This window comes from Arthrobacter sp. BC5, from assembly GCF_056680255.1.
The window spans coordinates 2,983,469-3,008,404 of sequence record NZ_CM155273.1; the positions used below are offsets into that span (position 1 = coordinate 2,983,469).

29 protein-coding genes and 1 riboswitch are annotated in these 24,936 nt (G+C 64.4%); of the genes, 15 read left to right on the forward strand and 14 right to left on the reverse strand.

The annotated features are described in order from the left end of the window. The first annotated feature begins 182 nt into the window (after positions 1–182). From AC1MFI_RS13985 to AC1MFI_RS14000, 4 genes are all read left to right on the forward strand, one after another. Positions 183–707, forward strand: a complete 525-nt coding sequence (locus AC1MFI_RS13985; protein WP_479817631.1) for a DUF2243 domain-containing protein — start codon at positions 183–185, stop codon at positions 705–707. Next, positions 707–1,501, forward strand: coding sequence for a cytochrome c oxidase assembly protein (locus tag AC1MFI_RS13990; protein WP_479817633.1), 795 nt, complete (start codon positions 707–709; stop codon positions 1,499–1,501). The genes AC1MFI_RS13985 and AC1MFI_RS13990 overlap by 1 nt, the downstream gene beginning before the upstream one ends. Before the next feature lie 95 nt (positions 1,502–1,596). After that, complete coding sequence (locus AC1MFI_RS13995; RefSeq protein WP_479817635.1) at positions 1,597–2,103, forward strand: hypothetical protein; 507 nt, start codon at positions 1,597–1,599, stop codon at positions 2,101–2,103. A gap of 214 nt (positions 2,104–2,317) precedes the next feature. Beyond that, positions 2,318–3,079: a GntR family transcriptional regulator gene (locus tag AC1MFI_RS14000; protein ID WP_479817636.1), complete on the forward strand. Its 762-nt coding sequence runs from the start codon at positions 2,318–2,320 to the stop codon at positions 3,077–3,079. A gap of 609 nt (positions 3,080–3,688) precedes the next feature. Here the strand turns inward: AC1MFI_RS14000 and AC1MFI_RS14005 are convergent. From AC1MFI_RS14005 to AC1MFI_RS14070, 14 genes are all read right to left on the reverse strand, one after another. After that, positions 3,689–4,573 carry a cytochrome c biogenesis CcdA family protein gene (locus tag AC1MFI_RS14005; protein ID WP_479817637.1) on the reverse strand — a complete coding sequence of 295 codons (885 nt, stop codon included), beginning with the start codon at positions 4,571–4,573 and terminating at the stop codon, positions 3,689–3,691. Beyond that, on the reverse strand, positions 4,573–5,265 hold the full coding sequence (locus AC1MFI_RS14010; protein WP_479817638.1) for a DsbA family protein: 693 nt from the start codon (positions 5,263–5,265) through the stop codon (positions 4,573–4,575). Before AC1MFI_RS14010 ends, AC1MFI_RS14005 begins: the two co-directional genes overlap by 1 nt. A gap of 332 nt (positions 5,266–5,597) precedes the next feature. After that, positions 5,598–6,401 (reverse strand): LysM peptidoglycan-binding domain-containing protein, encoded by an 804-nt coding sequence (locus AC1MFI_RS14015; protein ID WP_479820889.1) that lies wholly within the window; start codon positions 6,399–6,401, stop codon positions 5,598–5,600. A gap of 59 nt (positions 6,402–6,460) precedes the next feature. Continuing rightward, positions 6,461–6,640: riboswitch (cyclic di-AMP (ydaO/yuaA leader) on the reverse strand. 378 nt (positions 6,641–7,018) lie between these two features. Next, positions 7,019–8,089, reverse strand: coding sequence for a PQQ-binding-like beta-propeller repeat protein (locus AC1MFI_RS14020; protein ID WP_479817640.1), 1,071 nt, complete (start codon positions 8,087–8,089; stop codon positions 7,019–7,021). 743 nt (positions 8,090–8,832) lie between these two features. Further along, positions 8,833–9,498, reverse strand: coding sequence for a class II aldolase/adducin family protein (locus AC1MFI_RS14025; protein WP_479817641.1), 666 nt, complete (start codon positions 9,496–9,498; stop codon positions 8,833–8,835). A gap of 382 nt (positions 9,499–9,880) precedes the next feature. Continuing rightward, a complete protein-coding gene (locus tag AC1MFI_RS14030; RefSeq protein ID WP_479817643.1) occupies positions 9,881–10,225 on the reverse strand; it encodes a DsrE family protein in 345 nt (114 codons plus the stop codon). A 79-nt stretch (positions 10,226–10,304) separates the two neighbouring features. Further along, positions 10,305–11,561: an MFS transporter gene (locus tag AC1MFI_RS14035; RefSeq protein ID WP_479817644.1), complete on the reverse strand. Its 1,257-nt coding sequence runs from the start codon at positions 11,559–11,561 to the stop codon at positions 10,305–10,307. Then, on the reverse strand, positions 11,558–12,658 hold the full coding sequence (locus tag AC1MFI_RS14040) for a HoxN/HupN/NixA family nickel/cobalt transporter (protein WP_479817646.1): 1,101 nt from the start codon (positions 12,656–12,658) through the stop codon (positions 11,558–11,560). The genes AC1MFI_RS14035 and AC1MFI_RS14040 overlap by 4 nt, the downstream gene beginning before the upstream one ends. Before the next feature lie 146 nt (positions 12,659–12,804). Next, entirely contained in the window at positions 12,805–14,157 is a 1,353-nt protein-coding gene (locus tag AC1MFI_RS14045; protein WP_479817647.1) for an MBL fold metallo-hydrolase, read from the reverse strand. A 111-nt stretch (positions 14,158–14,268) separates the two neighbouring features. Next, on the reverse strand, positions 14,269–14,643 hold the full coding sequence (trxA, locus tag AC1MFI_RS14050) for a thioredoxin (RefSeq protein WP_479817648.1): 375 nt from the start codon (positions 14,641–14,643) through the stop codon (positions 14,269–14,271). Positions 14,644–14,715: 72 nt separating this feature from the next. Continuing rightward, a complete protein-coding gene (locus tag AC1MFI_RS14055; protein WP_479817649.1) occupies positions 14,716–15,576 on the reverse strand; it encodes a sulfite exporter TauE/SafE family protein in 861 nt (286 codons plus the stop codon). A 1,045-nt stretch (positions 15,577–16,621) separates the two neighbouring features. Continuing rightward, a complete protein-coding gene (locus tag AC1MFI_RS14060; RefSeq protein ID WP_479817650.1) occupies positions 16,622–16,918 on the reverse strand; it encodes a rhodanese-like domain-containing protein in 297 nt (98 codons plus the stop codon). 53 nt (positions 16,919–16,971) lie between these two features. Further along, complete coding sequence (locus tag AC1MFI_RS14065; RefSeq protein ID WP_479817651.1) at positions 16,972–17,313, reverse strand: rhodanese-like domain-containing protein; 342 nt, start codon at positions 17,311–17,313, stop codon at positions 16,972–16,974. Positions 17,314–17,468: 155 nt separating this feature from the next. Next, entirely contained in the window at positions 17,469–18,086 is a 618-nt protein-coding gene (locus AC1MFI_RS14070) for a rhodanese-like domain-containing protein (protein ID WP_479817652.1), read from the reverse strand. Between the two features lie 169 nt (positions 18,087–18,255). Between AC1MFI_RS14070 and AC1MFI_RS14075 the strand changes: the two genes are divergently transcribed. The 11 genes from AC1MFI_RS14075 (at position 18,256) to AC1MFI_RS14125 (ending at position 24,804) form a co-directional block, all read left to right on the forward strand. Next, the gene (locus AC1MFI_RS14075; RefSeq protein ID WP_479820891.1) at positions 18,256–18,471 is read left to right on the forward strand and encodes a metal-sensitive transcriptional regulator; all 216 of its coding nucleotides are present in this window, start codon (positions 18,256–18,258) and stop codon (positions 18,469–18,471) included. A 62-nt stretch (positions 18,472–18,533) separates the two neighbouring features. After that, positions 18,534–18,968: a DUF302 domain-containing protein gene (locus AC1MFI_RS14080; RefSeq protein ID WP_479817654.1), complete on the forward strand. Its 435-nt coding sequence runs from the start codon at positions 18,534–18,536 to the stop codon at positions 18,966–18,968. Positions 18,969–19,127: 159 nt separating this feature from the next. Continuing rightward, positions 19,128–19,847: a VIT1/CCC1 transporter family protein gene (locus AC1MFI_RS14085; protein ID WP_479817656.1), complete on the forward strand. Its 720-nt coding sequence runs from the start codon at positions 19,128–19,130 to the stop codon at positions 19,845–19,847. Between the two features lie 419 nt (positions 19,848–20,266). Next, positions 20,267–21,211: an oxygenase MpaB family protein gene (locus AC1MFI_RS14090; RefSeq protein WP_479817657.1), complete on the forward strand. Its 945-nt coding sequence runs from the start codon at positions 20,267–20,269 to the stop codon at positions 21,209–21,211. Between the two features lie 526 nt (positions 21,212–21,737). Then, on the forward strand, positions 21,738–22,175 hold the full coding sequence (locus AC1MFI_RS14095) for a hypothetical protein (RefSeq protein WP_479817658.1): 438 nt from the start codon (positions 21,738–21,740) through the stop codon (positions 22,173–22,175). A 123-nt stretch (positions 22,176–22,298) separates the two neighbouring features. After that, the gene (locus AC1MFI_RS14100; RefSeq protein WP_479817659.1) at positions 22,299–22,571 is read left to right on the forward strand and encodes a hypothetical protein; all 273 of its coding nucleotides are present in this window, start codon (positions 22,299–22,301) and stop codon (positions 22,569–22,571) included. Positions 22,572–22,686: 115 nt separating this feature from the next. Then, complete coding sequence (locus AC1MFI_RS14105) at positions 22,687–22,944, forward strand: glutaredoxin family protein (protein ID WP_479817660.1); 258 nt, start codon at positions 22,687–22,689, stop codon at positions 22,942–22,944. Between the two features lie 135 nt (positions 22,945–23,079). Continuing rightward, positions 23,080–23,622, forward strand: coding sequence for a single-stranded DNA-binding protein (locus tag AC1MFI_RS14110; protein WP_479817661.1), 543 nt, complete (start codon positions 23,080–23,082; stop codon positions 23,620–23,622). A gap of 123 nt (positions 23,623–23,745) precedes the next feature. After that, complete coding sequence (locus tag AC1MFI_RS14115; RefSeq protein WP_479817662.1) at positions 23,746–24,204, forward strand: hypothetical protein; 459 nt, start codon at positions 23,746–23,748, stop codon at positions 24,202–24,204. A 78-nt stretch (positions 24,205–24,282) separates the two neighbouring features. After that, on the forward strand, positions 24,283–24,546 hold the full coding sequence (locus tag AC1MFI_RS14120; RefSeq protein WP_479817663.1) for a hypothetical protein: 264 nt from the start codon (positions 24,283–24,285) through the stop codon (positions 24,544–24,546). Then, entirely contained in the window at positions 24,547–24,804 is a 258-nt protein-coding gene (locus AC1MFI_RS14125) for a ParB family protein (RefSeq protein WP_479817664.1), read from the forward strand. The last annotated feature ends 132 nt before the right edge of the window (positions 24,805–24,936 follow it).

The following is a 24,936-nucleotide window of genomic DNA, read 5'->3' on the forward strand; positions in this document are numbered from 1 at the left end:
TCGTACACGCTTCGCATTATACCCCCGGGGGTATCAGCGCGGTAGGGGTGCCTGGAATTCTGCAGGCCCGGCTGGCCTTTCAGGTCATCCGTGACACTGGAGTATGCGAAGGGGGTCCTGCAGCTGGGCCATGTCATCGAATCGGAGGGACGATCACGTTGGTGCGTCGAGGGGATTCCGCAATGTCCACTGCTGAAACGGGCGCAGGCCACGGAGCGGGAGCCGATCGTGAGCAGTCTGCGGAGATCAGCATGGCCAGGCGCACGGTGCTGTCCGGGTTCCTCTTCGGCTGCGGAATCGCGGCGTCGATCATTGACCTGTTTGTCTTCCATCTGGGTTTGCAGTGGCACCACTTCTATGACCTGTCCACCACCGAGGTGGCGCTGACTGCTGACGGTTTCTTCCATGCGTTCGGGTGGTTCATCACCATCTGGGGTTTGTTCCTGCTGGCTGATGTCCGGCGCCGGAGCGAGGTGGCATGGAAGCGATGGAGCGGGGGGGTGATCACCGGGATCGGGTTCTTCCAGCTCTTCGACGGCGTCGTCGATCACAAGGTGCTGCGCATCCACCAGATCCGTTACGGCGTGGAGTTATTGCCCTATGACATCGCCTGGCTGGGCTCGGCGGTCATACTCCTGCTGATTGGCCTGTTCGTGTTGTGGCGCACCCACGTTCCTCATCAGTCCGCGGGCCAGGAGGGCCCGTAATGCATCACGACACTGCCGTATCCGGGTGGATGCTGTTCGAGGCCGTCGCCGCCCTCACTCTGGTGATCGCCGCCCTCGGGTACAGCTCTGGGCTGTGGGCGGCCCGGGGCCGCAGCCGGTGGCCGGGACGCCGCACGCTGTTCTGGTATGTGGGACTGGGGTGTGTCGGGGCCGGGTTGACCGGTCCGATTGCCGACGCCGCGCACACCAGTTTCACCGCCCACATGGGCGCACACCTGCTCGTGGGGATGATCGGTCCGGCGCTGCTGGTGCTGGCCGCTCCGGTCACCCTCGCGCTGCGCGCGCTGCCCGCGGAGCGGGCACGGGTCCTGTCGCGGGTCCTGTCCGGCCCGGTCGTGCGCGTCCTGACTCACCCTGTGACCGCCGGGATCCTCAACGCAGGAGGGTTGTGGTTGCTCTACACCACGGGCCTCTATGAGCTGATGCACGCCTCGGTGCTGGTGCACGCGTTGGTGCACACCCACATCCTCGCTGCCGGCGATCTTTTCACCGCCTCCTTGATCGGGGTCGACCCGAACCGGCACCGCGCCTCGATCGTGGTGCGGTCGGTGGTGCTGGTCCTCTTTATCGCCGCCCACTCCATCCTGGCCAAGTGGCTCTACGTCCATCCGCCGGCCGGGGTCCAGGCCGCTGACGCTGAGGTCGGCGCGCAGTTGATGTACTACGGCGGTGACGTCGTGGACATCGCACTGATCATCCTGCTGCTCGCCGGCTGGCACCGCAGCACCCGCCCTCGTCAGAGCCCCATGGCAGGTGCCCGGACAGTCACCTGAACACCACCTGAACACCACCTGAACACCACTGAAAAGCCGGCACAACCGGCACTCCGGCTCGCAAACCGGCTTACGAACCGATCAACAAGAACACGATGAAGGAGATCATGATGACTTCACGCTTGAATGGAATTGCCGCAGCGGCCGCTGCCGGAGCAGCAGCAGGACTTGCCGGAGCGGCGGTGATGGTGGTGGGCGAGAAAATTGAACAGGCCATGACTCACCGCCCGAACTCCTACGTGCCCGCTCGCGCCCTATTGACCCTGCTCGGCCGGCACCCAGGTGATGATGCAAAGCCTTTCGTGTGGAACCACCTGATGCACTACGGCACCGGCGCGACCCTTGGAGCGCTGCGGGGTGTGTGGGCGGTCACCGGTATCCGCGGCACACATGCAAATGCCTGGCACACCGTGATCCGCCTCGGCTTCGACCAGACCATCGAAAATGCCACCGGTGTCGGTGCCCCGCCGGCAACCTGGCCCGCGGGAGAGCGAACCGTCGATGTCCTGCACAAGGCAGTGTTCTCAGTGGTCACCGGCATGATCGCCGACCGGGCACTGCCCCCGGTGCTCGCATCGACTCGAGGCCGCACCAGCCACTGACCGTCCCTGCTTGCACCGTCGAACCCCGACCGGCGCGGCACCTCGATAACTCGGTCACTGCGTCCTGATTTTCCCGGATGCACTTATCGCCCGTCCGTGCGTATCATCGCAAGGGTCCTGGAGTGAAGTAGCCTCGAAGACTAGTACAACGGACGCGGGTTCCATTGCGTCTTCGCACCTTTTCTCCATGCATTGGTCGTCGGTAAGAGGTTGGATGAGCGTTCAGGAGCACGTGCCGGTGATCAACAGTGATGTCTCTGACACGAAGAGATCCCCGAGCAGCCCGTTGTGGAAGAGTGTCAGCGCCGAGTTGCTGCGCGAGATTCGCTTGGGCACCTTCGATGGGAGTTTCCCGGGCGAGCTGGAGTTAGCACAGCGTTACGGTGTCAGTCGGGGGACGATCCGGGCGGCATTGAGGCCATTGCGTGAGGCCGGTCATGTTAGTGCCCACCCAGGGAGAATGCCGAAGGTGGTCGCGGGCAAGAGCACCGCGTACGGCCCGCTCTACAGCCTGCTGGCCTCCATCCGGGAATCAGGAATGGCACACAGCAGTATTGTGCTGGAGCAGAACATTGTTCAAGATTCGACGGTTGCGGCAGCGCTGTCCATGGACGCGACGGCTGAATTCTTCCATCTCGCGCGCGTTCGCTTGGCGGATGGAGAACCCATCGGGCTTGATGAGGTGTGGCTCCCTGCGGACACCACCTCCGCGCTGCACGACTCGGACTTCAGCCAAAACTCGCTGTATGGCGAACTGGATCGACGCTGCGGCATTGTGCTGGACGGTGGAACGGAAAGCCTCTCGGCTGTCCTGGCCAGCAAGGAACAGGCTGGTCTTCTGGCGTGTAGCGCCGGGGCACCGTTGTTGCTGATAGAGAGGGTTGGCTGCTACCGGGCGCAGTCCTTGGAGTTCAGGCGCAGCTACGTCGTGGGTGAGCGTGTTGAAATTTCGACGTCCTTCGGATGCAAGGCATAACCCGATACGAGTTTGGAGCCCGCAGCGTCGGGCCATGAGCCTCGTATCACGATCCGTCGAAAGGGCGGCGTGGGGGTGACCCTGGGGTGGAGGTGGACAGTGCGTTTGGAGTCGGCTCGGCTATCGGGCTCTGTGAAGGACGTATGGGACAGCGGTCTTCGGAGGTCGCACGTTGATGGAACGCCCATCCCAGAAGTCCGACGGATACGACGGCAAGTACGGGTTGGATCGGCTCGAAATACTGCATCGCACCGGACGTGCCGAGGGCCAGGAGGACCAGTTTGTTGCACACAGGGCAGCCCACGGCGAAGAAGGTGACGACAGCACCTGCCGCACCGAACCGGCTGTGCGCTTTAGCGGACGTTGACCGCATCGGGGCAACATAGGTGGCCAGCACCAGGCCGGTGAGAACGGCGGATAGCAGCAGTACCGGAAATGACCACCACGTGGGGGGCACTTCCCGGGTGAAGAGCGGGGTGTCAATCAGATCCGTGGGTACCGCCACGAGCAGGTAGGTGCCAACCGTCCCGGCCGCTACGGCCCACCAACGCCGTCCCGGCCACTGCCTCAACGCTGCCGCCAAGGAAATCCTGGGTGTGCTTGTCATCGTCATCGGTTCCCGTCTTTTTCTTGCGGAGGTACGTGTGTCCCTGGGTCATGGGTGATTGTGGGGTCATCGCTACGGGTGCGTTTCTGAGTCTTTAGAAGATAGACGGTTGCGGTAACGATAACCACGGCCGTCGTCGCCAGGGCGACGACGGTGTTCGGGATCTGGGATGTCAGGGAACGGGCAGTGGTTTCCAGTTGGAACTGGTCGGTGACGGTGAGGATACCGCCAAGGCCCGCCGTGCCGTCGGTGGCAAGGAGTATGATCCCGATTCCTATGGAGAGGAGCCCGGAAACCACCATGACCCAGGAATTGCTCCACGAGCCGATGGTCAGGGGTCGGGGTCGAAGCCAGCGACGGCCTGATACGCCGAGGCGATCCCAGATGGAGGCGAGCAGGAACAGTGGCAGGGCCATGCCCAGCGCGTAGACGGCTAGCAGAATACCGCCGTACACCGCGTTGCTTCCTGCTGCTGCGATCGTCAGGATCGAGCCCAGGATGGGTCCGGTGCACGCACCTGCGACGCCGTAGGCCATGCCAAGGATGAAGACCGATATGCCGGTCGAACCGCTTTGCGCCTTCGGGCGGATGAGCGCCGGCACCGGCACACCGAGGACCTGCACCACACCGAGCACGATGACCACCGAGGCGGTCACTGCGACAAGGACGGGACGGTCGGCGGTGACCAGTGATCCTAGCGTTCCGGCGAAGACACCCAGTGGGACAAGGGTGCAGAGCAACCCGGCATAAAACAGTACTGTCCGTCCGATCAGGCGGGTTCTCGTCGTGAACGCATAGGCGAAAAAGGCTGGAAGGAGAAGGGCAGAGCAGGGGCTGAGTATTGTCAGGATCCCGCCGATGAAGGCACCGGCGTAGCCGATCACCATTACTGGGCTTCGGCTTCGGCTAACGCCGCGTCGATGATCTCCTCAAAGACTTCCAGTGGCTGAGCTCCGGTGAGCGGCACATCGTTGATGAGGAAGGTCGGGGTTCCGGTGGCACCCAGGGCGGCGGCTTCCTCTGCGTCGGCTGTCACTGTCTGCTGCAGTTCCTTCGAGTCCAGGTCAGCCGTGAACCGTTCGATGTCAGGCACGCCGACGTTCTTAGCGATCCGGATCAGTTCCTCTGGCGGAAGCGCGATATGACCCCTTTCCGGGGCGTCGGCGAACACTGCCTTGTTGAATTCCCAGAACTTGCCTTGTTCCCCGGCTGCGCGTCCTGCGACCGCGGCCTGGAACGATTCCTCCCCGAAGACGGGCAGATCCCGCCACTCGATCCTTACCTGGCCCTCGTCGACGTACTTGTCGACCAAGGGGGGCAACGTGTTCCGGGAGAAAACCCCGCAGAACGGGCAACGGTAATCGGCGTACTCGACCACTACCACCGGAGCATCAACGGCCCCCAGTGCTGTCGCATCGCCGTCTATTCGGCGGGACTTATCCAGGTCCACCTCGCTGGGGCCAACGGATTCCCGGACACCGCTCACGGCAGATCCTTCCTGCCCCTGGGAGGTTTGCTCTTCAGTGATGAAGAAACCGATGAGCAACACCAATGTTGTTACCGCGAGTGTGGCAAGCACGGTGAGCAGGGTGTGGCGACTCGGGCGGGAACCCGTACGTGGCCCTGATGACATAAAGAGCTCCTGATGTAACGACCGGTCCACCTCTTTTCCTGATGCTGGCGGAGGGCGGTGTGTATGGAAGGGATAGGCCACATCGGTGGCGGGGAGTCGTTCGGCCGAGCAGCCTGAGGGGCCCTGAGCCGGCAGGATCGACTGACGAGGTGGCGCCCGTTGCTCGGTCCGGGCGTGGGCGCCACCTCGTGATCGACGTCCTACTCATTCACCTCGTCGAGAACCCGGGCACGTCGCGCACCATCTCGGCTGGTTCCGCCGGCGAGGTGAATGAGTTGTTAGCCGTTGACCCGATAGTAGATGGGACCGGAACCGACGTTCACGCTCTCCTCGATGGTTTGGTTCCCATTCCAGCCGCTGTGGATCGCGCGGCCTCCGCCGAGGTAGACCGCGTTATGGGAAAACCCCATGCCGCCATCGGCGTAGTACACGAAATCGCCAGGCTGCGGGTCCGATACCTGCGTGGCGTAGGACATCAGTGACTCGGGCGATTCATCACCGACGCCCTGGATCCCTGCCGCCCGCAGAGCGACTTCACCCAGGACGGTGCAGTCCTGGATCGCACCGAGTTGAGCCCTTGCTGATCCCAGGATGGCCTGGTTGATCGAGGTCGAAGCACTCTCGCTGCCCTGACCGATAGGGGTGATGGTTGCCGACTGTGCGCTTATCCCGCTCTGAACCTGAGCCGGGATTCCGGCTGCGTCGTACTGCCGGGACTGCTCGGCAGGTGCACCAGCCGAGGAAGCAGCGAGCTTGATGCTGTCACCCGGGTAGATGATGGAGCTGATGGTGAGGTTGTTGGCGGCCAGGAGCGTTTCCAGGTCCACCTGGTGGCGTGCGCTGATCAAACCCAGGGTGTCCCCGGGCTGCACCGTGTAGACGCTTCCAGCCCCCGACATGCTGAGAGCACCGGAGGACGGATTGACCGGTGACGCAAGCGCCGAAGTTCCGCTATACGTCCCGGATGCCGTGGCGCTGGCCTGGGCCGGGGCGGCCATGGTCAGCAACAACCCTGAGCCGACAATAATGACAGCCGCCTGGCGTCCCATCCGAGATCCCTGACGCACGGTGTTACCGGACACCAAGGTGCGCGCGCTTGTGCTCGCGCGGTGCCGTCCGTGGGTTCTTGACTGTGACATACATAACCTCTCCCTATACCTGCGAGGTGAGCTGTCGGGTTCGGGTAGGAGTCACCCGGCCGGCGGACCTAGCGTCCGCGCGGCTTCACCCCAAGGATTCGCATGGAATCCGCAAAATTGGGTTCCCCGCCTCTGCCTCGATGATCTGTGGACCCGGTTTCCGGCAGAGTTCGGTAAGAAACCAGGACGCCGCAACCAGATGAGCGGCACGGGGACCAACCTACCCGAAAATCATAAATGTATGAACATTTGTGGGAGGAGGCTGTGGGCCGCGTATCGCCAGCCAGTCAGCTGGCCGCAGGATGGTTGTTCCTCTCGTCTCTTCCTGGTTCGCGCGGCGGGCCCGTTCTTGGACAACACCCGCGCGCGGCGTCAACCCTGCCGGCACAGGCCACGTTGCTCCACCAGCGACATCCAGCCTCTTGCGGCGGCTCCTCCGGCAGTACAGCTAGCTCAGCGGGGAACCGCTAACCGGTGAGGGGGCTAGCCCAGCGGAAAGTGACCGCTACCGTGACCCTTATCGTGGTCACCGCAACCGCAGTGGCTGCTTCCGCGTCCGGTCACCGAGTTGAATCACCTTGGCTGTCAGCGGGCATTACGCGAGGGGTTGCAACTGCATATGTCCCGCTTTGATTCGTGGGGAACAAGGCGGTGCCGTCGGGAAGCATGGCCAGGGGAAGCATGTACTCGCCCGAGGCGAGGGTCGTCCCGGAATCAAGATCGATTCTGGCTGCTTGGCCGTTGACCTGGGCGTAGACCATCCCGGCGCCGGCGGCCGATACCTGGGCTTGGCCGGCAAATTCCCTGGCCCACAGAAGGCCCTCTCCAGGCCGCGCGGCTGTCACTGTGTATCCACCCTCCGGGCGCTGTGAGGTGAAAAGCACGGTGTGTGAGGCGTCATCCACTGTGGCCATACCCGATGGAGTTCCATCCACCCTGCCCAGTGGCGCACCGGTCCTGAGATCGTGGATGACGGACACAGGGGCAACCACCCCCGCAGGGTCGGCCCATTCCACGATTACGAGACCTCCGGTAGATGGTCCGTAGCTGCCTTCGTACTGGGCGCTGGCCCCCGGGCTAACACCGGAGGGGCCGGGGCTTAGTTCCGCGGACGCCCATAGTGTTTCGCCGGAGTGGCTGTCGGTGGCGAAGAAGGTGTCCGCGGTGCCCGTCAACGCGGTCCCATGGTGCTCGTAGAGAGCGGCACCGGCATGTTCGTCCACGACTGCGCCTGATGCGGCATCGAGCAACGTCGCTGGGGGTTGCTCGCTAGTGAGCGCCTTGGGCGTGTTGGCAAAGAGTAATCCGCCGCCGGGCGAAGGGCCGGGAACTTCGGTCGGTCCCCAGAGGACGTCCCCGTCTGCGGCGGAGAACGCCGTGGCGACGGTAATGCTCACGCCCTGTCCGTCGCTGCGGGCACTGGAGTCCAGAATGACAATTGCGGCTTCGCCTCGCACCTGTGTCGGGGCTGTTCCTACGCAGGTGGGATTGGTGTCGACTCGCCAGGTAGTGCCGGTGGCATCGAAGCCGTAAAAGCTCAATGTGGAGCGACCGTCCCGGGGGAAGGCAGAACCGATGAACGTTTCCCTGACGGCGAAGGGAGTGCTGTCGGTCCTCACTTCAGAAACCACATCAAAGCCTGGAAACAATTCCTCACGGGTGGTTGAGTCGGATCCAGACGTGGGGGGTTCGCCAACATCAACACGCTGGGCACCACTCTGCTCGCGGGCTGGGAGGCATCCCGTTGCACCGAGCAGGACGGCCAACAAAACGCCGACCCCGACGGTTCCTCGGAGGTTATGTTTATACATTTGCAAGGTGACGCTACCACGCACTGTTGATCTGTCATCAGGCAAAAAATGCCCATTTTCCGTCATTGTTCCGTCATTGTCTGGTGGGTCTGGGCCGGTCCTAGTGTGCCGCCGCCTGATTAAAGCGTCAGCGTCGCTACGCCCTGGGGCAGGACGTTGTCGACCATGGAGCCCCCAGCATCGAGCGGGCCCGCCAGCATTCGGCTGACACTTGCGTGGCACGGCATTCAACCCAGCAGGAGCAGCCATCAGCGCGGAACAACGCTGCATCTAATTCCGCAGTCCCAGCCGCCGGAAGCATAGAACGCTCCAGTCGCACCCTGCAGGCCGCCCGACCTTGCCGACAGGGGCCGGCCTCTCCAGGAGGTCGCGCCGCCGTATGAGTGCTCCGCATCGATTCCCAGCGGGCACGTCCTGGATGCAGTAGCCACTACCGGCATGATCACCTGTCCAGGCGCGCACCGACCTCCACTTCGCGGCTTCCGGTATCTAGCTTGCTTTTAATGATCACCAGCCAACCGCAGGGCCATGATCCGCACCTGCCAAGGAATCGAGGTGCGCGGTCAGTGCTTGGCTGCTTTCATGGCTTCCTGCACTGCTTCGAGGGCCCCGATTGGAAAGTCCACCGCTCCACCGAGAGGGGCGGCAGCGATCTCCGCCTCAGCGGTTTCTTCTATTGCGGTCACCAGCCGGGCTGCGGCCACGGGATCCGGACCGAATGCGAGCAGCCCATGATTGGCCAGTAGCACGGCGTTGGTGGCTGGGTGATCCTTCAACACCTGGGCGATCCCACGGACCGACACCTCGGACCCGCGCGGCCCCCAGGGCGCGACTGGAACGGGCTGAGCTTGCCCGAAGCGTAGCAATGGCTCGGAACGGCACGGCAATGGTCGGTGAGCCATGGCAAAGGCTGTCGCCGCTGGCGAGTGCGTGTGGATGATTGCCCCAACATCGACGCGTGCTGAGTAGACGGTGGAGTGCATCGCGATAATCTCGGCGTTTTCCGGCCCAAGGTTGCCGTCCACCACCTCACCACCCAATGTCACCGTAGCCAGTTGGTCCGCACGCAGCCCACGGACCACGCCGGTAGTAGTAAGCAGGAAGTGGCCTGGCTCGGCTCGAACGCTGAGATTGCCGTGGCCTGAGTGTGACATCACTGCGGTAGTAAACAACAACTCAACGGCCTGCACTACCGCCGCCCGCGGATCATTGTGGACAGAATCAGTCATAATCTTTTCCTCTCGTCCCCGGTGGGAGACCGCCTTGATCATGGGATTACGGGACCTTCCCGGGCGGATAAAATACCCCCGGGAGTATACTAATTATGCTGCATCTACCCGTCAGCACGACAAGTCGCGGTATGAGCCGGATTACCGTCGAGCAACAGTTGTCAATGACACGGGACGGCGTTAGGGAGATGACCGAGCGGCAGGAATCCACGGCCGCTGTCGATCTCGCACCGATTTTCCAGTTCGGGCTAAGCCACCATGAGCTCACCCTCCGAGGCGAGGGGCGCGCTCGTTACCGCTGCTCAGGGGTAACCCACCACAACGGTCCGCCCCTGCACTCCTTGGGAGCCAGAGCATTTAGGAGACAAAGCAGGCGAGGGGATTAGGGTCGAAGGTAGGACCATCCTTGGTCTTGCCGGGTGACCAGATGGGCGACCCCGGAGTCCACGATGGTGACGCCTTCGCGGAGATCGGTGGAGTTTAGGTTCTTTGCTGTCATCGTGTTGCGGCACGCGCACACCACCAGTCCCCGCGACATCAGTTCATCCAGTTGGGCGAACGACCCGGCGAGGGCTGTCGTGGCCACAGCAATCCCGGGACCATGTGCGACCAGCTCCGCCTGAAGCCCCTCCTCACCGAGGGCGGTGAAGAGATTGGTGGTGTTCTGAAGCACCGCCTGGATCTTGGCGGGGTCCGCATCATTGAGGTGGATGACAGTGCGATGCATGCTGGTTCCTTTCGGAGAGGGTTACAGGAAGGCTGGGGAGAGGGAAACGGGGAGGTGAAACAGGACCGGGGTGTGGGTGTTACGGGTTTATTGTCAGGAGCTGGTGGTCATGGGCCCGCATCCTGATGGCGACCACGCCTCCGGATGCAGCGGTCAGGGCGGCGACGACAGCGACGGCGGCCGGGATGCCGAAAGCGTCGGCAACCAGGCCGGAGACCACAGCGCCTACGGCGAACCCACCGTCGCGCCATAAACGGTAGATTCCTACCGACCGGGCCCGCCAGGCGGGGTGGGCGACGTCACCGATAGCGGCCAGCAGGGTTGGATACACCATTGCGGTCCCGGCGCCCAATAGGATCATGGCCGGCAACCAGAGGTTGAAGGTGGAACCGGTCGCAATGATGCCCAGTGCTAGCGCTTGGGTGAGCATCCCGGACACGATGAGACCCTTGCGTCCCCATCGATCCGAGAGGGCGCCGGTGGCCAGTTGCCCAGCGCCCCACACTGCTGGGTACACGGCTGCGAGGATCCCGATCTGACCTAGGGACAGTCCGGCGGCGGAGAACAGGATGGGAAAAAGTCCCCAGGCGAGCCCGTCGTTGAGGTTGTTGACCATTCCGGCCTGACTCACCGCGGACAGGGATCTGTCCCGGAAACTGGTGAGGGTGAAGATCTCCTGGGTGGACAGGTTCCCGAGGCCGTGATGTTTCTGGCCGGTGGCTTCCAGGTGCGCGTGGGAGCGGGTTTCGCGGACGAACAGTGCTGATAGTCCCAGGCCGAGGGCGATGTAGGCAGCTCCGAGGAGGAACGGTCCGGGCCGCAGCCCGTAGGTGGCCGCGATGTACCCGGTCGCCAACGCTGTGCCGGCGAGCCCGAGGTAACCTGCAGCCTCGTTCAGGCCCATCGCCGCCCCGCGCCGATTCGGGCCGACCAGGTCCATCTTCATCACCACGGTCGTGGACCAGGTCAAGCCCTGGCTGATGCCCAGCACGAGGTTGGCAGCCACAATCCACCCCCAGGATGGCCCGTAGATCAGCAGCACCGGTACCGGCAGGGCAATCAGCCACCCGGCCACTAGTACGGGTTTGCGGCCGTAACGATCCGACAAGGTGCCCGCGGCGTAGTTGGCGGCGGCTTTGGCGAGCCCGAAAGCCAGGATGTAGGTCAACGAACTGGTGTAAAGGTCCAGGTGGAACAGATCGGTAGCTAGCAGCGGCAGGACAGTCCGTTCCTGTCCCAGCGTGCCGCCCACCAGGGTATTGACGGCTACGAGGAGAGTGAACTGGGCCAGGTTCTCTCGCAATCCCAGCACAAGGGTTCGGCCCTGACGTTTCATATCTCGGGGCGGCCGGATGCAATAGGGGCGGCGGTGGCGGACCGGTGGATGGCAGAGCCAGCCCAGGCCAAGGCGAAGAAGGCGATCACTGTGATCCCGAGGAAGTTCAGGTCTACCGCGGCTACTGCCTGAAATATCCCAGTGGAGGGCTGGAGCACTTCGACGGCGACGGAGAGCAGGCCCATGCCGCCGATGAGGAAGGCGATGAAGACCGACACCGCGGTGACGATGAGGTTGTAGTTCAGGGTGCGGCGGGCATCGGTCGCGGCTGTGCGATAGATCCGGGCCATCATCAGCCCGTCAGCACTGTCGAAAGCCGTCATGCCGGCGGTGAACAGCACCGGCAGCACCATCGCGGCGTACCAGGGAAGCCCCGGGGCCAGGGTTCCTGCCAGCACGAAAAGACTGATGGACGCGGCGGTGTCCAGACCGAGTCCGAAGAGGAACCCGACCGGGTACATCTTTACCGGGCGATCCACTGCGCGGGTGAGCGGGTGAAGGACGCGGTGCAGTACCCCACGCCGGTTCAGATGGCTGTGCAGCTGGCCCTCATCGATCGTCCCCTTACCGGTCCCTCTGTCCGGTCCGTTGTCTGCTGCGCGGCGCAGCTGGTGCAACGATCGCAGGGCCGGCAGGTTCAGGGCCCCGGCAGCAAGCAGGAAGATCCCGGAGATCGTTCCACCCCAGATTCCCGCTGCCCGGCGCAGGACGGAGTCCTCGTCGGCCAGCCCGCCGGCAAAGGCTTCCGCGCCCAGGGCCAGTGCGAGCACCGAGAGGACGACCACGGAGGAATGCCCCAGGGCGAACCAGAACCCGGTCGTGACTGTCGGCCGGTTACGGGCCAGGAACTGGCGGGTGGCGTTATCGATGGCGGCAATGTGGTCGGCGTCGAAGGCGTGCCGGACACCCAAGGCGTAGGCACTCACGGCCAGCCCGAGCAGGACCCCGGGGTATCCTCCGGCGTCGGCCTGGGCTGGCAGCAACCACGCGAACAACGCTCCCCATCCGGCCAGGTGGAGGCCGAGAACGGTGGCCGCCATGCCCGCCAGGCTGCGGAACTGCTTCCGGGAGCGGGATTGTGCGGTGCGGGTTTCCATGGGGGCCTCTCCTGACCTGCAGAATCCGGGGCGAGTGGGTGGGCGATGCCGTGGGATGGGTGGTGTTCCGGCCGGGGGCGGGCAGGAAGATTCCTGTGCACCCCCGACCAAGAAACTGGTCGCGGGGCAACGACCAGGGGCTCGTGTCAGCTGGTCATGGGCAGGCCGGCGTCGGAAGCCTCATCGAACATCGCGTCGATGTGCACGGGGTCCTTGCCGGCGCGCTCGAGCAGGCTGGCGGCCACACCGGAGCGGTAGCCGGAGCCGCAGTGAACCCACAGCCGGCCCTCGGGCACCTCATCCATGCGAGTGATCAGCTCGTGCAGCGGGATGTGGATGGCGCCTTCGATGTGGGAGGCCTCGTATTCCTCGGCCCGGCGCACATCCAGGATCGGTTCCTGGTCCGGGCGGTCGGAGAGCACGCCGTCCCACCCGACCCGCGGGTAGGACGACACCGGGACCTCAGGGGCCAGTTCGGCCGGGTTCGCTCCGACGGCGGCGTCCGGGGAGTCGATGCCGATGCGGGAGAGGTCCCGGATCGCGTTCTCCACGTCTTCCCGGTCACCGACCAGGGTGAGCTGCTTCTCGTAGGGGAAGACCCAGCCCAGGAAGGTCGTGAAGCTTCCCCCGTTGCCGTATTCGAAGCTGATGGTGCCCTTGAGGTGCTCGGAGGAGTAGGCCACACGGTTCCGCAGGTCCACCACCCACTCACCGGCGTCCAGGCGGGCTTTGAGCTCCGCCGGATCCAGTGAATCGGGCACTTCGAGGTTCGGCTCGGTGGGCCCGGCGGCATTGGCCGGTCCCATGTGTACGTAGTAGTTCGGGTACGCGTTGAGGTTTGCGATCAGTTCGGAGACGAAGTGCTCTTCGTCGGCGTCGGTGTAGACGTGGTTGGTGGCGAACTGCTCGCCCAGGGTCGATTCACCTGCCCCGGTGGCGGGCCCGGAGGAGCAGAAGGAGCCAAAACCATGCGTCGGGTACAGGGCGGCCTGCTCCTTGGCTTCCTTGGCCAGGCGCCGGGCCGAGGCCCACTGGTCGTGGGTCAGTCCGACCGTGTGGTCGGAACCGAGCAGGTCGGTACGGCCAACGGAACCGTAGAGGACACTGCCCCCGGAGAACACGGCCTGCTCTCCATCGTGCTCGACGACGAAGGAAAGGTGGTGATGCGTGTGCCCGGGGGTGGCCACCGCCTTCACCCAAAGCTCCCCGACCTGAATGATCTGCCCATCGGCGATCGGAGCGCGCTTGAACGACACGGTATCGGCGGCGTTGACCAGGTAAGCGGCCTGGTGCTTCTGCGCCAGGACGAGCCCGCCGGTGACGTAGTCGTTGTGGATGTGGGTTTCGGCCACATGGGTGAGCTTCACGCCGGTCTCCTCGAGGTGGGCCTCGACGCGGTCGATGTCGCGCTGGGCATCGATGACCAGTGCCACCTTTCCGTCGTGGACAAGGTAGCTGCGGTCGCCCAGTTGCGGGGTTTCAATGACGGTGACGTCCATGGTGTTCCTCCTGTGATGGGTGGCGCGTTCGGCACCACCTGGAATCGGATGGGGATGATGAAGCGTGCTGATCAGGTGAGGGAGACGGGGAAAGGCCGCTTGATGTGCGGGTCAGCCTTCGGTGGTGCTGCGCTGTTGTGCTGCCTGTGCATGGACTGCCGGCATGTCCAAGGCCTTGACTGCCGTGATGAGCTGCTCCAGGCCTTCTGCCGGCAGCGCCCCTGGCTGGGAGAAAACCAGCACGCCTTCGCGGAAGGCCATCAGGGTGGGGATGGAACTGATGTTCGCCGCCGCCGAGAGGCGCTGTTCGGCCTCGGTGTCGACCTTGGCGAAGACCACGTCGGGGTGCTTCTCGGAGGCCGACTGGTAGGTGGGGGCAAACATGCGGCAGGGCCCGCACCAGGAGGCCCAAAAGTCCACGAGCACGATGCCGTTTTTCTCGATCGTGGTGTCGAAGTTCGCTTCGGTGATGTCGATGGTAGTCATCGAAGATCCTTTCTCGAGCTGAACATGGGTGAACACATTGAAGGTTGGACAGTGTGAAGGGGGTGAGCCCGGTCAGGCGGTTGACGCCACCCGCAATGGGCACTTGGGTACGGTGAACCAGCAGACCGCGGCGGCGGCGGCCAGGGTGAGGGCGCCGATACCGACAGCGATCCCGGCAACGCCGGGCAGTTCCTGGACGAGGACGAACACGCCCATGACCAGCACGAAGACTCCGAAGCCCTTTCGCAGGGCTGCTTCGGGGATGCGCCCGGCCAGCCGGGCGCCGATGATCGAGCCCAGGATCGCGGCAACAGTCACTGCTCCCACCACGCCCCAGTCCAGGGACACCGTGGTGAGATAGCCGGCCAATCCGGCGAAGGACTTCATGGCGATGACCACCAGTGATGTGCCCACCGCTACCGGCATGGGCAGGCCGCCCAGCAGGGCCAGGGCCGGAACGACGAGGAAACCGCCTCCGGCTCCGACCAGGCCGGTGACCAGACCCACCACGAGTCCCTCGATAATCACCTTGCCGGTCGGCAGCTCACCGTGCTCGACGGCGACCACGTTCTTGCGGCCCCGGATCATGGCCAGGGACGTGGCAACCATCATCAGGGCGAAAGCGATCATCAGCAGCGCCCCCGGTGCGTGGCCGCCGATCAGCCCGCCACCGAATGCTCCCGCCATGCCGGCCGCCCCGAAGATCAGACCCGTACGCCACCGAACCCGACCTCCCCGGGCATGGCTGATCGCACTGAATGCCGAGGTCACGCCCACCACGAACAAGGACGCGGCAATGGCTTCCTTCGGCTCGAATCCCGCCACATAGGTGAGGATCGGGACGGTCAGGATAGACCCTCCGCCGCCGAGCAATCCGAGCGAAAGCCCGATCAACACCGACATCAGAAGAGTCAGCACGAGAGTGAAGGTCATGGTTCGTGTCCTTGTCTTCCCCGTCGATTCGGCGGGGATTGCGGTCCAGGTGCAAGCGCTGGTCCAGCACGGGACGGAAGTGCCTCGTAAAACACGGGTGAGGCGCTACGTACTGGACCAGCCCTTCGAGTATTGCAGATACCCCCCCGGGTATCCAAATACCCGCCAGGGTATCCACAGAGGCTTCATTTCCTGCGCATGGCACCACCTTGCACTCCGGCCCAGCAATGGCTGCGATTCGCGGGCCGCGAGGAGCCCCAGGTGTCGATCGGGTCGCCCCCCGGGTCGATCCAGCATTTGCCAGGCGGCGGATCACCCCCGGAGGGCGCATGGGCTGACCGGATCCGGGCGCGGGGCGCGTGTGGGGCTGTCAAGAAGATGGCGCGATACCCCCGGGGGTATACAATGGAGGCATCCGGTTCCTCTTGAGGGGGCCACAATCAATGGGCGGCCCGGGGCAGGATGACCACCACTCAACCAGCCACTTGAGCTGCCCACCGAACATCCGAAACCTTCACGAAGGGAAAACGACATGGTGAAAACGCACGACACCACGCCAGGAAGCCTTACCGGCACCCCGACCATGGCGCGCACGGAGGTGTTCTCCGCCGAGTCCGAAGCTCGAATCTGCCGGATGGTCATGGGCTTGAAGGCCCACGGAATCGATCAGCTGATACAGCCGCGCTAAAACCGCCCCGGATAACCGCTCACATCCGCCGCAACTCCTCGAGGTGCGGTGGCAGGATGCGCACGCATGGGACGTCCCCCCGTGAGCTTTGGCGCAGGAGCTTCGAAGCCGGAGCTCCGGTGGGGGAGCTTCAGTCGTGAAGCTTCAGGGGTGCAAGCAGGCATCCATAGACGGTAGAAGGCCGGGCCCTCACGATGAGGTCCCGGCCTTCTACAACACTGCTTCAGCACCGCGCTTCAGCAATGCCGGAACGTCTCAACGCTCTCCGGTGCTGGTACTGGTACTGGTACTGGTACTGGTACTGGTGCTGGTGCTGGTGCGTCGGTGTCAGGTCGGTGTCGGGTCACTGAGCTGGGGTCAGGTGGTGGGCAGGCCGGCTCGCTGCCAGGCGATCATGCCGCCGCCCATGGTGTCGGCTGCGTAACCTGCCGCGGCAAGGGCGTCAGCCACCTGCGCGCTGCGGTTACCGCTGCGGCAGACAACGATGACCGGTCGGTCGCGGTCAATCTCGGGCAGCCGAGCGTTCAGCTGATTCATAGGGATGTGCAGGGCGCCGGGAATCATGCCCTCGGCTACTTCGAAATCTTCACGCACGTCCAGGACCTGGTCCTGCGCCCGGCGCTTGTCGGCATCAGTAATGGTGATTTCGGACATTGAGGTTCTCCTTCAAGCGGTTCAGCCGATAGTGGTCAGTGGTGCGGTGAGGATCAGCGGGTTGGTTCTCCGGAGCGGCGCCAGGCTCCCATTCCTCCCGAAAGGGAGTAGGCGTCATAGCCGCGCTCAGCCAGCTGTCGGGCAGCGACCGCCGAGCGCGCTCCGGACTGGCAGACCGCAAGAACCGGGCGATCCTTGCGGATTCCGGCGCTGCTGGTCTGCAGGCGGTTCAGGGGGACGTGCTTCGCGGTCGGAATGCGGCCGGTGCGCCATTCGGCGGTACTGCGCACATCGATCACGGTCGCCCCGGAAGCGACCAGGGCCTTGGCCTCCGCCACTCCCACGCGTGTGTAGGGCTTGCCGAACACGGACTTAAGCCGACTGAAAATTCCCATGGATGTGCCTCTTACTCATGTCGCGTTACTCATGTCGTGCCCCGTTTGCCCACCCTCTACTTCCGCTCAGCGTGAAGCAGAGGGTGGGTGCGGGATCCTCCACGGGCGGGCACCGGCTGATCTACTTTCGGTGATTGCCCTGCGGTGTTGGATGATCAGGATGCCTTGGCCTGCACGGCATCGGCGTTCGCAGCAGGGATCTGAAGGATCGCGCTTTCACGGGTAGGTTCGTCAGCGGTCTTGTTCCACGGCATCGCGGACAGGGCCTTGCCCATCGCGCAGCTGTTGGATACCGCCGAGAACGTGAGCCCGGTTCCGATGATCCCGGCCAGGGTGCGCAGCTTCGGAGAGACGAAGCGTCCGCCGGCAAGTCCGAGGACCACAGCGGAGCCGGCCACCATGCGTACCTGGCGCTCCATGTCCCAGCGGGAGCTCCCGCGCACTACGTCTCCGCCGGCATCGGCGAAGCCCGGCGCACCACCGGTCAGCACATAGGCGGTGTCCAGGCCGGCCCCTGCCAGTCGCTGTCGGGCCTGCTCCGCGCGGGCCCCGGACTGGCAGACCAGTACCACGCGCTGTCCCAGCCGTTCGGCCAGTTCAGCGGTGTGCTCCGAAAGCAAGGGCAGCGGGACGTTGTAGGAACCCCGCACATGCAGGGACTCGAACTCAGCAGCAGAACGCACGTCCAGGACCACCAGGTCCTCGTGCTCGGTGATCCACTCGCGCAGGGTTTGCGGTGAAACGGTCGTGATGGTGGTGGAAGCGGAAGTCATAGGGATCCTTTCGGGGGAAGTGCCTCAAGTGCGGGCAAAACCAGTGTGCCATATACCCCCGGGGGTAATCAACAAACCCCTGGGGGTATACAATAGCTGTAGCGATCGCAACTAAGAGGAGACCCCAGTGCAACTCGAAAGCACCGAACTGACCCCCGTCATCAACCGCATGAAGCGAGCCCAAGGCCAGCTGGCCGCAGTGGTCCGCATGCTGGAAGAGGGCCAGGACTGCAAGGACGTCGTCACCCAGCTCTCAGCAGTATCCAAAGCCCTTGATAGGGCAGGGTTCGCCATCATCGCCAGCGGTCTGCAGCAGTGCCTGACGAACCCCGACGAAACCCTGAACAAGAAGGATCTCGAGAAGCTGTTCCTTTCCCTGGCCTAAGCAGGACCCGGACCTAACAGGCCGGACACCCAGCCGTCGAACACCCATCGAAGGAGCCGAGCATGACCTACACGAACGCCATTACCGTCTCACTGCCCTATGCAGAGGCCGTAGCACGTACCCGTCAGGCCCTGGCTGATCAGGGATTCGGCATCCTGACCGAAATCGACGTCCGATCCACCTTCACCACGAAGCTCGGGGCTGATGCCGGGGACGCGGTGGGGGACTACGTCATCCTTGGCGCGTGTAATCCGACTCTGGCCAGCCAGGCACTGGCTGCAGAGCCGTCCCTGGGAGCACTGCTGCCCTGCAACGTCGTGGTCCGCCGCAGCGCCGACGCGCAGGTGACGACGATCGAGGCGATCGACCCGCTGACGATGCTGGAACTCAGCGACAGCTCCGCCGTCCGAGAGGTCGCCCAGGACGCGGATGCCCGCCTGCGCTCCGCTCTCACGCAGCTGGGTGAACTCGGAACGACGCACGTACGGAGCAACTAAGAACGCAGGCAGCTATCGGCGGGGGCCCGGAAGGGCTCGCGCTGATGGTTGCCGACCGGTCTCGTTGTACTGGAGTGACGAAGAGGTGGGACGTTTGGCTGGGGTAGGCAAGCCATTCCTGCGTGGTACGGACGCTGCTGAACTGGTTGACTGCTCGCCATGACCGACGCCCAGCAGACGCGCATCGAGCCGCACGACACCGGAATTGCCGCACGATTGAACTGGTTGCGTGCCGCCGTTCTCGGCGCCAACGACGGCATCGTATCGACCGCCGCCACCGTGATCGGCGTGGCAGGAGTGACGAACACCCTCACGCCGATCCTGGTCGCCGGCACAGCTGCCGTCGTCGGCGGATCCGTGTCGATGGCACTGGGCGAATACGTATCAGTCAGCAGCCAGCGCGACAGCCAGGAAGCGCTCATCGACAAGGAACGCCAGGAACTCGCCGACGACCCCGACGGTGAACTCGCCGAACTCGCGTCCCTGTACGAGGACAAAGGCCTGTCCCCGGAAACCGCACGGCAGGTCGCCAACGAGCTCACCGCGCACGACGCCCTCGCAGCCCACCTCTCCGCCGAACTCAACATCGACGAACTCGAAGTCGCCAACCCCTGGCACGCCGCCCTCGCATCCGCGGCAGCCTTCGCCGCAGGAGCAGTCCTGCCACTGCTGGCCATCCTGCTCTTCCCCGCCGACATCAGGATCCCTGCCACCTTCATCGCCGTCCTGATCGCCCTGGCCATCACCGGCGCCATCAGCGCCCACGCCGGCAGCAGTTCCCGACGCAGGGCCGTCATCCGCCTCGTCCTGGGCGGGGCACTGGCCATGGCCTTCACTTACCTCGTAGGAAACCTCCTTGGAGCCACCGGCATCGCGTAACAGAGGGCTTCGTTCCCACAGCGCTCCGCTTCAACGCTCATGCACGTCTGCGACGTCCCTCTGTGCATCCACTCCAGCACCGCGACTGACACGCACCTGCTGCCCGGTACTCAGGCGTTGAACATGCTCGACCGGTCCCAGAAGGGCCGGCATGCCAACGCCTCGACCTTCCGGTGGCGCGGTGTCGGCCGCGCCAGTTCCGTGCCCGCTCCGTCGAGCTGCGCATAGCCCTCCTCGAGCACGGATGGAACGAACCGATCATCCGGCTCCTGCTCGCCGGCCTCGACCCAGAAGCCCCAACCCTCCCCTGAGCATGGGAGGCACCTCTGCCATCGCCGTGTCAGTGCCGTGTTCTACGCTTCGTAGTGGAGTCCTGTCTTGGGTGTCCGTCGTACCTGACCTACCGTCGTTGGAGCATCATGCCTGTGAGCTCGATCCCGCGCCCCACCGACCTGGCTCACCGCGTCCGCAGCGCGTTCCGTGCCCGGGTCTCCGGTGACCCCACTGGGGCGCCGGACTGGGTGCGCGACATCGCCCTGGTTGGGGAGGGCCCAGGCTTGTTCGAACCCGACGGCGTCGTCTGGCAGGTCCACGGTGGCCTTTCCACGTTGGTCGGCGGCGTCGCGGCCCTCCTCGGCCAGGGCGCACACCCGCTGGCGATGGCCGGAGTCGCCCGGCACTCCTCCTACCGCAGTGACCCCTGGGCCCGCCTCGCCGGGACCGCGCGCTGGCTCACCATCACCACCTTCGGCTCCGCGGAACTTGCCGAGCGGGACTCGGCACGGGTCCGCCGCATGCACGGGCGGGTCAGCGGTACCACCGACGACGGCCGCGCCTACTCCGCATCCGACCCCGCGCTACTGCGCTGGGTGCACCTGGCCTTCACCGATGCCTTCCTCGGGGCCCACGAGGCCGTCGGCCACGACCTGGCACCGCAGTTCGGCCGCAACTGGGCCGACACCTATGTCGCCGACTGGTCCCGCAGCGCCCGGACCCTCGGGGCCGAGGATCTCCCGGTCAACCGCCGGGAACTCGATGAGGCACTGCGCGCGCTGGAACCCGACCTCGAACCCGTCCCCGCCGAGCTGCTGACCTTCCTCTCCGCACCGGACGGGCTGAACCGGGCCGAGCGGATCTTCTACAGCGGCATCGCAAGCGCCGGCGCGCTGGTCATCTCCCCGTCCGTGGCTCCCCTCGCCGGGGTGCCCGGCCGCGGCGACCGCTCGCCCGCGGCTCGCCTCCGCTTACAGCGCACCCGCTTGCAGTTACGTACCTTCCAGCTGGCCCTCGGGCCGCACAGCCCCTCCGTGGATGCGGCGCGCTACCGGCTCGGCCTCGCCGGCCGCCCGGACTGGCTCGACTGAGCCTCGGCCGCGCCGGCGTTCAGTTCCGCGCCTGGTCGACGCCGATGAGTGAATGAGTATTTGAGTAGTTGAGTAACGGCCGGCACCGACGGGTGCCGGCCCTTCGTCGTTGCTGGGATTTCTGGCTGGCGCCCGCAGGTGGCCAGCGGCTCACTGCTGCCCTGGTTTCCGCTGGCGCTCCAACCAGGGCAATGGTCCTCTCGCTTCGCTCCGGCCTGATGAGGTCCGGGCGCTCCTTCGTCGCACCCGACCCTGACGTTTTTGCTGCTGTCCTTCGGATTATGCGCCCCCGCTCCACAGCATCAACCGGCTCCGCCGGCATCGGGCACACCGATCCTGTCCGGCGCTCCTGCGTCGCTTATTTCCTCCCAGGATCAGCACACCCTCGCACCTACGGCGTTGAGCACTGCTCCGTCGGGAACGAGCGAGCGAGCTCGCCAGCAGGCAAAAAACAACGGGGGAGAGAGGCCACTGCTGGTCACCAAGGCCTCACGACCTCACCACCTGCATCAGAAGGAGCAACACCGTGAACACCGATACCGCAGTTCTGGTCAGCACCACCACGAAGGACACCGAGGAAACCATCACCGCCCCCGTCCTGCCCGTGGATGACCGCACCGGCGACGGGTACGACTGGCTCGACACCCTCACCGGAAGCCCCTGGAAGGTCATGGGCGCGTGGGGCACCGATGGATGGGACGCCGGGTCCTGGCCCTACGTCTTCTTCGCCACCGCCACCCACCGGGACGAGACCGGCACCCTGTACGGGTACGGGACCTACATCGAGGGCGACACCTACACCCACTGGTACCGCGCCGAGGACGCCTGCCATAAGGCGATCACCGCAGAGGTCTTCTGGTACTGGAATCACGGACAAGCCGACGGCCCGGCCCACCTGCCCGCCACGGCCGAGGAGCTGGACGACGAGTTCACCAAGCCCTACGGATGCATCCACCGCTGCTAGGACTCGCTGACGAAGGCCGCACCCCGCCCCAGCGGGCAGGGTGCGGCCCGGCCCTCCACCTCACCAGCTTCATCCCACTAGCCCGAAAGCAGGCAAGCACTGATGCCCGAAATGCTTTTCTCCATGAACCGTGTCACCCAGGCCGACTACGTCCGGATCGCCGTCGACGAAGACGCAATGCTCGCCTGGCTGCAGGAGAATCCCAAAGACAATGACTGGATCCAGCCCGTCTACGACAAGGCCGACATATGCGCCGAAGACGTCCGCCGCTACATCGAAGCCCGCTCCGAGCTGCGCGACCACCGGCACTTCCACGAAGCCGCCGGAGAATCGCACAAGAGCTGGTCCCAGCTGGAAATCATCGGTCCAGCGGACCAAAACCAGAGTCAAAAATAACTGGAATTGTCGGGTCGAAGCGCTGTTTATTCAGATGGATAAACGGTAGAATTAGTACCAGCAGCACAGCAGTCGATTCTCACTAAAACCCACACGTAACCAAGGACTGAGCGCCATGACCATCACCATCTTCGAGAAGCCCACCGGGTGCTTCGGATGCAAGAAGACGAAGGAACTGTTCGACGCCGCCGGCGTCCAGTTCAACACCGTGGACATCACCACCAACGACCAGGCACTGGCCTACATCACCGAGGAGCTCGGCTACAGCCAGGCGCCCGTCGTGGTCTACGAAAAGGGCGGCAGCGAGGACCACTGGTCCGGCCTGAACCCCACCAAGATCAACCAGGTCATCGCCCTCGACGGAGCCAAGTAAGCAGCCGCGGACAAGGCTTGTAAAACAAGCCTTGCATTACAAGCCTTGTCCGCCAGTCCCAGCACTCAGTAGCTACCAGCAGCACCGACATTCAACGACAACACCAGCACCCCATACGAAAGGCAGTTGAGCATCATGGCCGGAGAAACCGTCATCACCGTCATCGGGAACCTCACCGCGGATCCCGAACTCCGCTTCACCCCCAGCGGGTCAGCGGTCGCGAACTTCACCATCGCGAGCACCCCGCGCACGTTCGACCGGCAGTCCAACGACTGGAAGGACGGGGAAACCCTGTTCCTGCGCTGCAATGTCTGGCGCGAGTCGGCCGAGAATGTCGCCGAGACCCTGACCAAGGGAACCCGCGTCATCGCCCAAGGCCGGTTGAAGTCCCGCAGCTACGACACCAAGGAAGGCGAGAAGCGCACCGTCATGGAACTCGAGGTCGACGAGGTCGGACCGAGCCTGCGCTACGCCTCGGCGAAAGTCACCCGCACCCAGCGCAGCGGATCCGGCAACAGCGGCCAGGATGGGGGAGCGCAGCAAGGCGGACCGGGCAACCAAGGCAATACCGCGTGGCAGCAGCAGCCCGCCGATGATCCGTGGGGAGCCCCTGCAGGAGCTGGTTCTAGTAGTGCCGGTGGATGGGGCAACGGACCCGAGAGTGAACCCCCGTTTTAGACCCGCAGGGTTCACGCACCCTCTAAGGACAAGCGTCGGTGGCCGGCCCTACGCTGGCCACCAACGCACCACGCCAATCACAGTGACCTGCCCTGTAGGGCGCCTAGTAGGAGAGAGAAACCCATGACCAGCACCCCCGAGACGCAAGCGCTCACGAACGAGCATCACTGCGGGCTGAGGTCATGGGCGAAAGGCACCTACACGATCGAGGCAGCAACGGAATTGCTGATCCGGGCTCATGAGGGCCGATTCGCCAAGCCGGGGCAGCCCTGGATCGGGATGGGCAGCCGCTGGCCCTACGTCGATTTCGAGGCGATCGAGGAGAACCTTGGAGGGCTTTCCGGTGGCGAACGCCGGTTCCTGCTGCTGGTCGCTTCCCTCGGCGACGGGGGAGCGCTGGTCGACCTCGGAGACGTCATCCCGGGCCTGGACCGCGACGTGCTAGCCCTCGTCCTCGCAGCGATCGCGCACGCCGGCGGAAGCCACGAACACTCAGGGTTCGAGTTCACCGAAGACGGCACACCGACGTCCACCGTCCGCCTCGCCCGACTCTACGACTGGCCTAACGGCAACATCATCTAAAGCCGCTGCGCGGCACACCAGCACCCAGGCGGACAGCACGAAACCTAGGCGGTGCGCTGACATACTGGAAGGATGCCTATGGACTCGCCAACGAGCGAACGCGTCGCGGAATGCGCCGAGTGCGGTCGGACATCCCCACTGACCACTACAGGGAACGGAACACCCAAGCTCTGGGCCTATGTCGCGGATGAGCAGATCACCCTTTGCCCGCTGCATAAGTTCCAGCCGCCAGCAGAGTGGAAGGACCTCATTCAGACCTACAGCAGGACTGACCTCGAACAGCTGCGCGGTGACACCAAGCCACCGCCGCCGCCGGGAGCCTTCGATAACGAGGAGCAGTAGGTGAGTAAGAGCAAACCGGCGTCTTTCACCCCGTACTTCGCGCAGGACGACGCTGACCAGGTGCGAGCTGCGTTCCTTGCCGCAGGCAATGCTGAGGGGTACCGGTCTGTGACAGACTTGATCGAAGCAGCTGTGATGCGTGAGGTGAAGCGCCTGCAGCGCAAGCACAACAACGGCAGGAAGTGGGAACCGGTAGCACCGGGAGCCCTCCGGCCAGGCCGACGGACTCTCGAGGAAGAGAAGAACCGGGCCCCATAGATTTCCTCGATGCAGGGGAATGCAAGAAAAGCAGTACGGAAGCGGGAGCTGGTGGTGCAGCCTCCCGCTTCCATCTTTTAACCCTCCGGTAGCCGGCGGCCACCACCGTGAACGGTCGCCCACTTAGCCTTC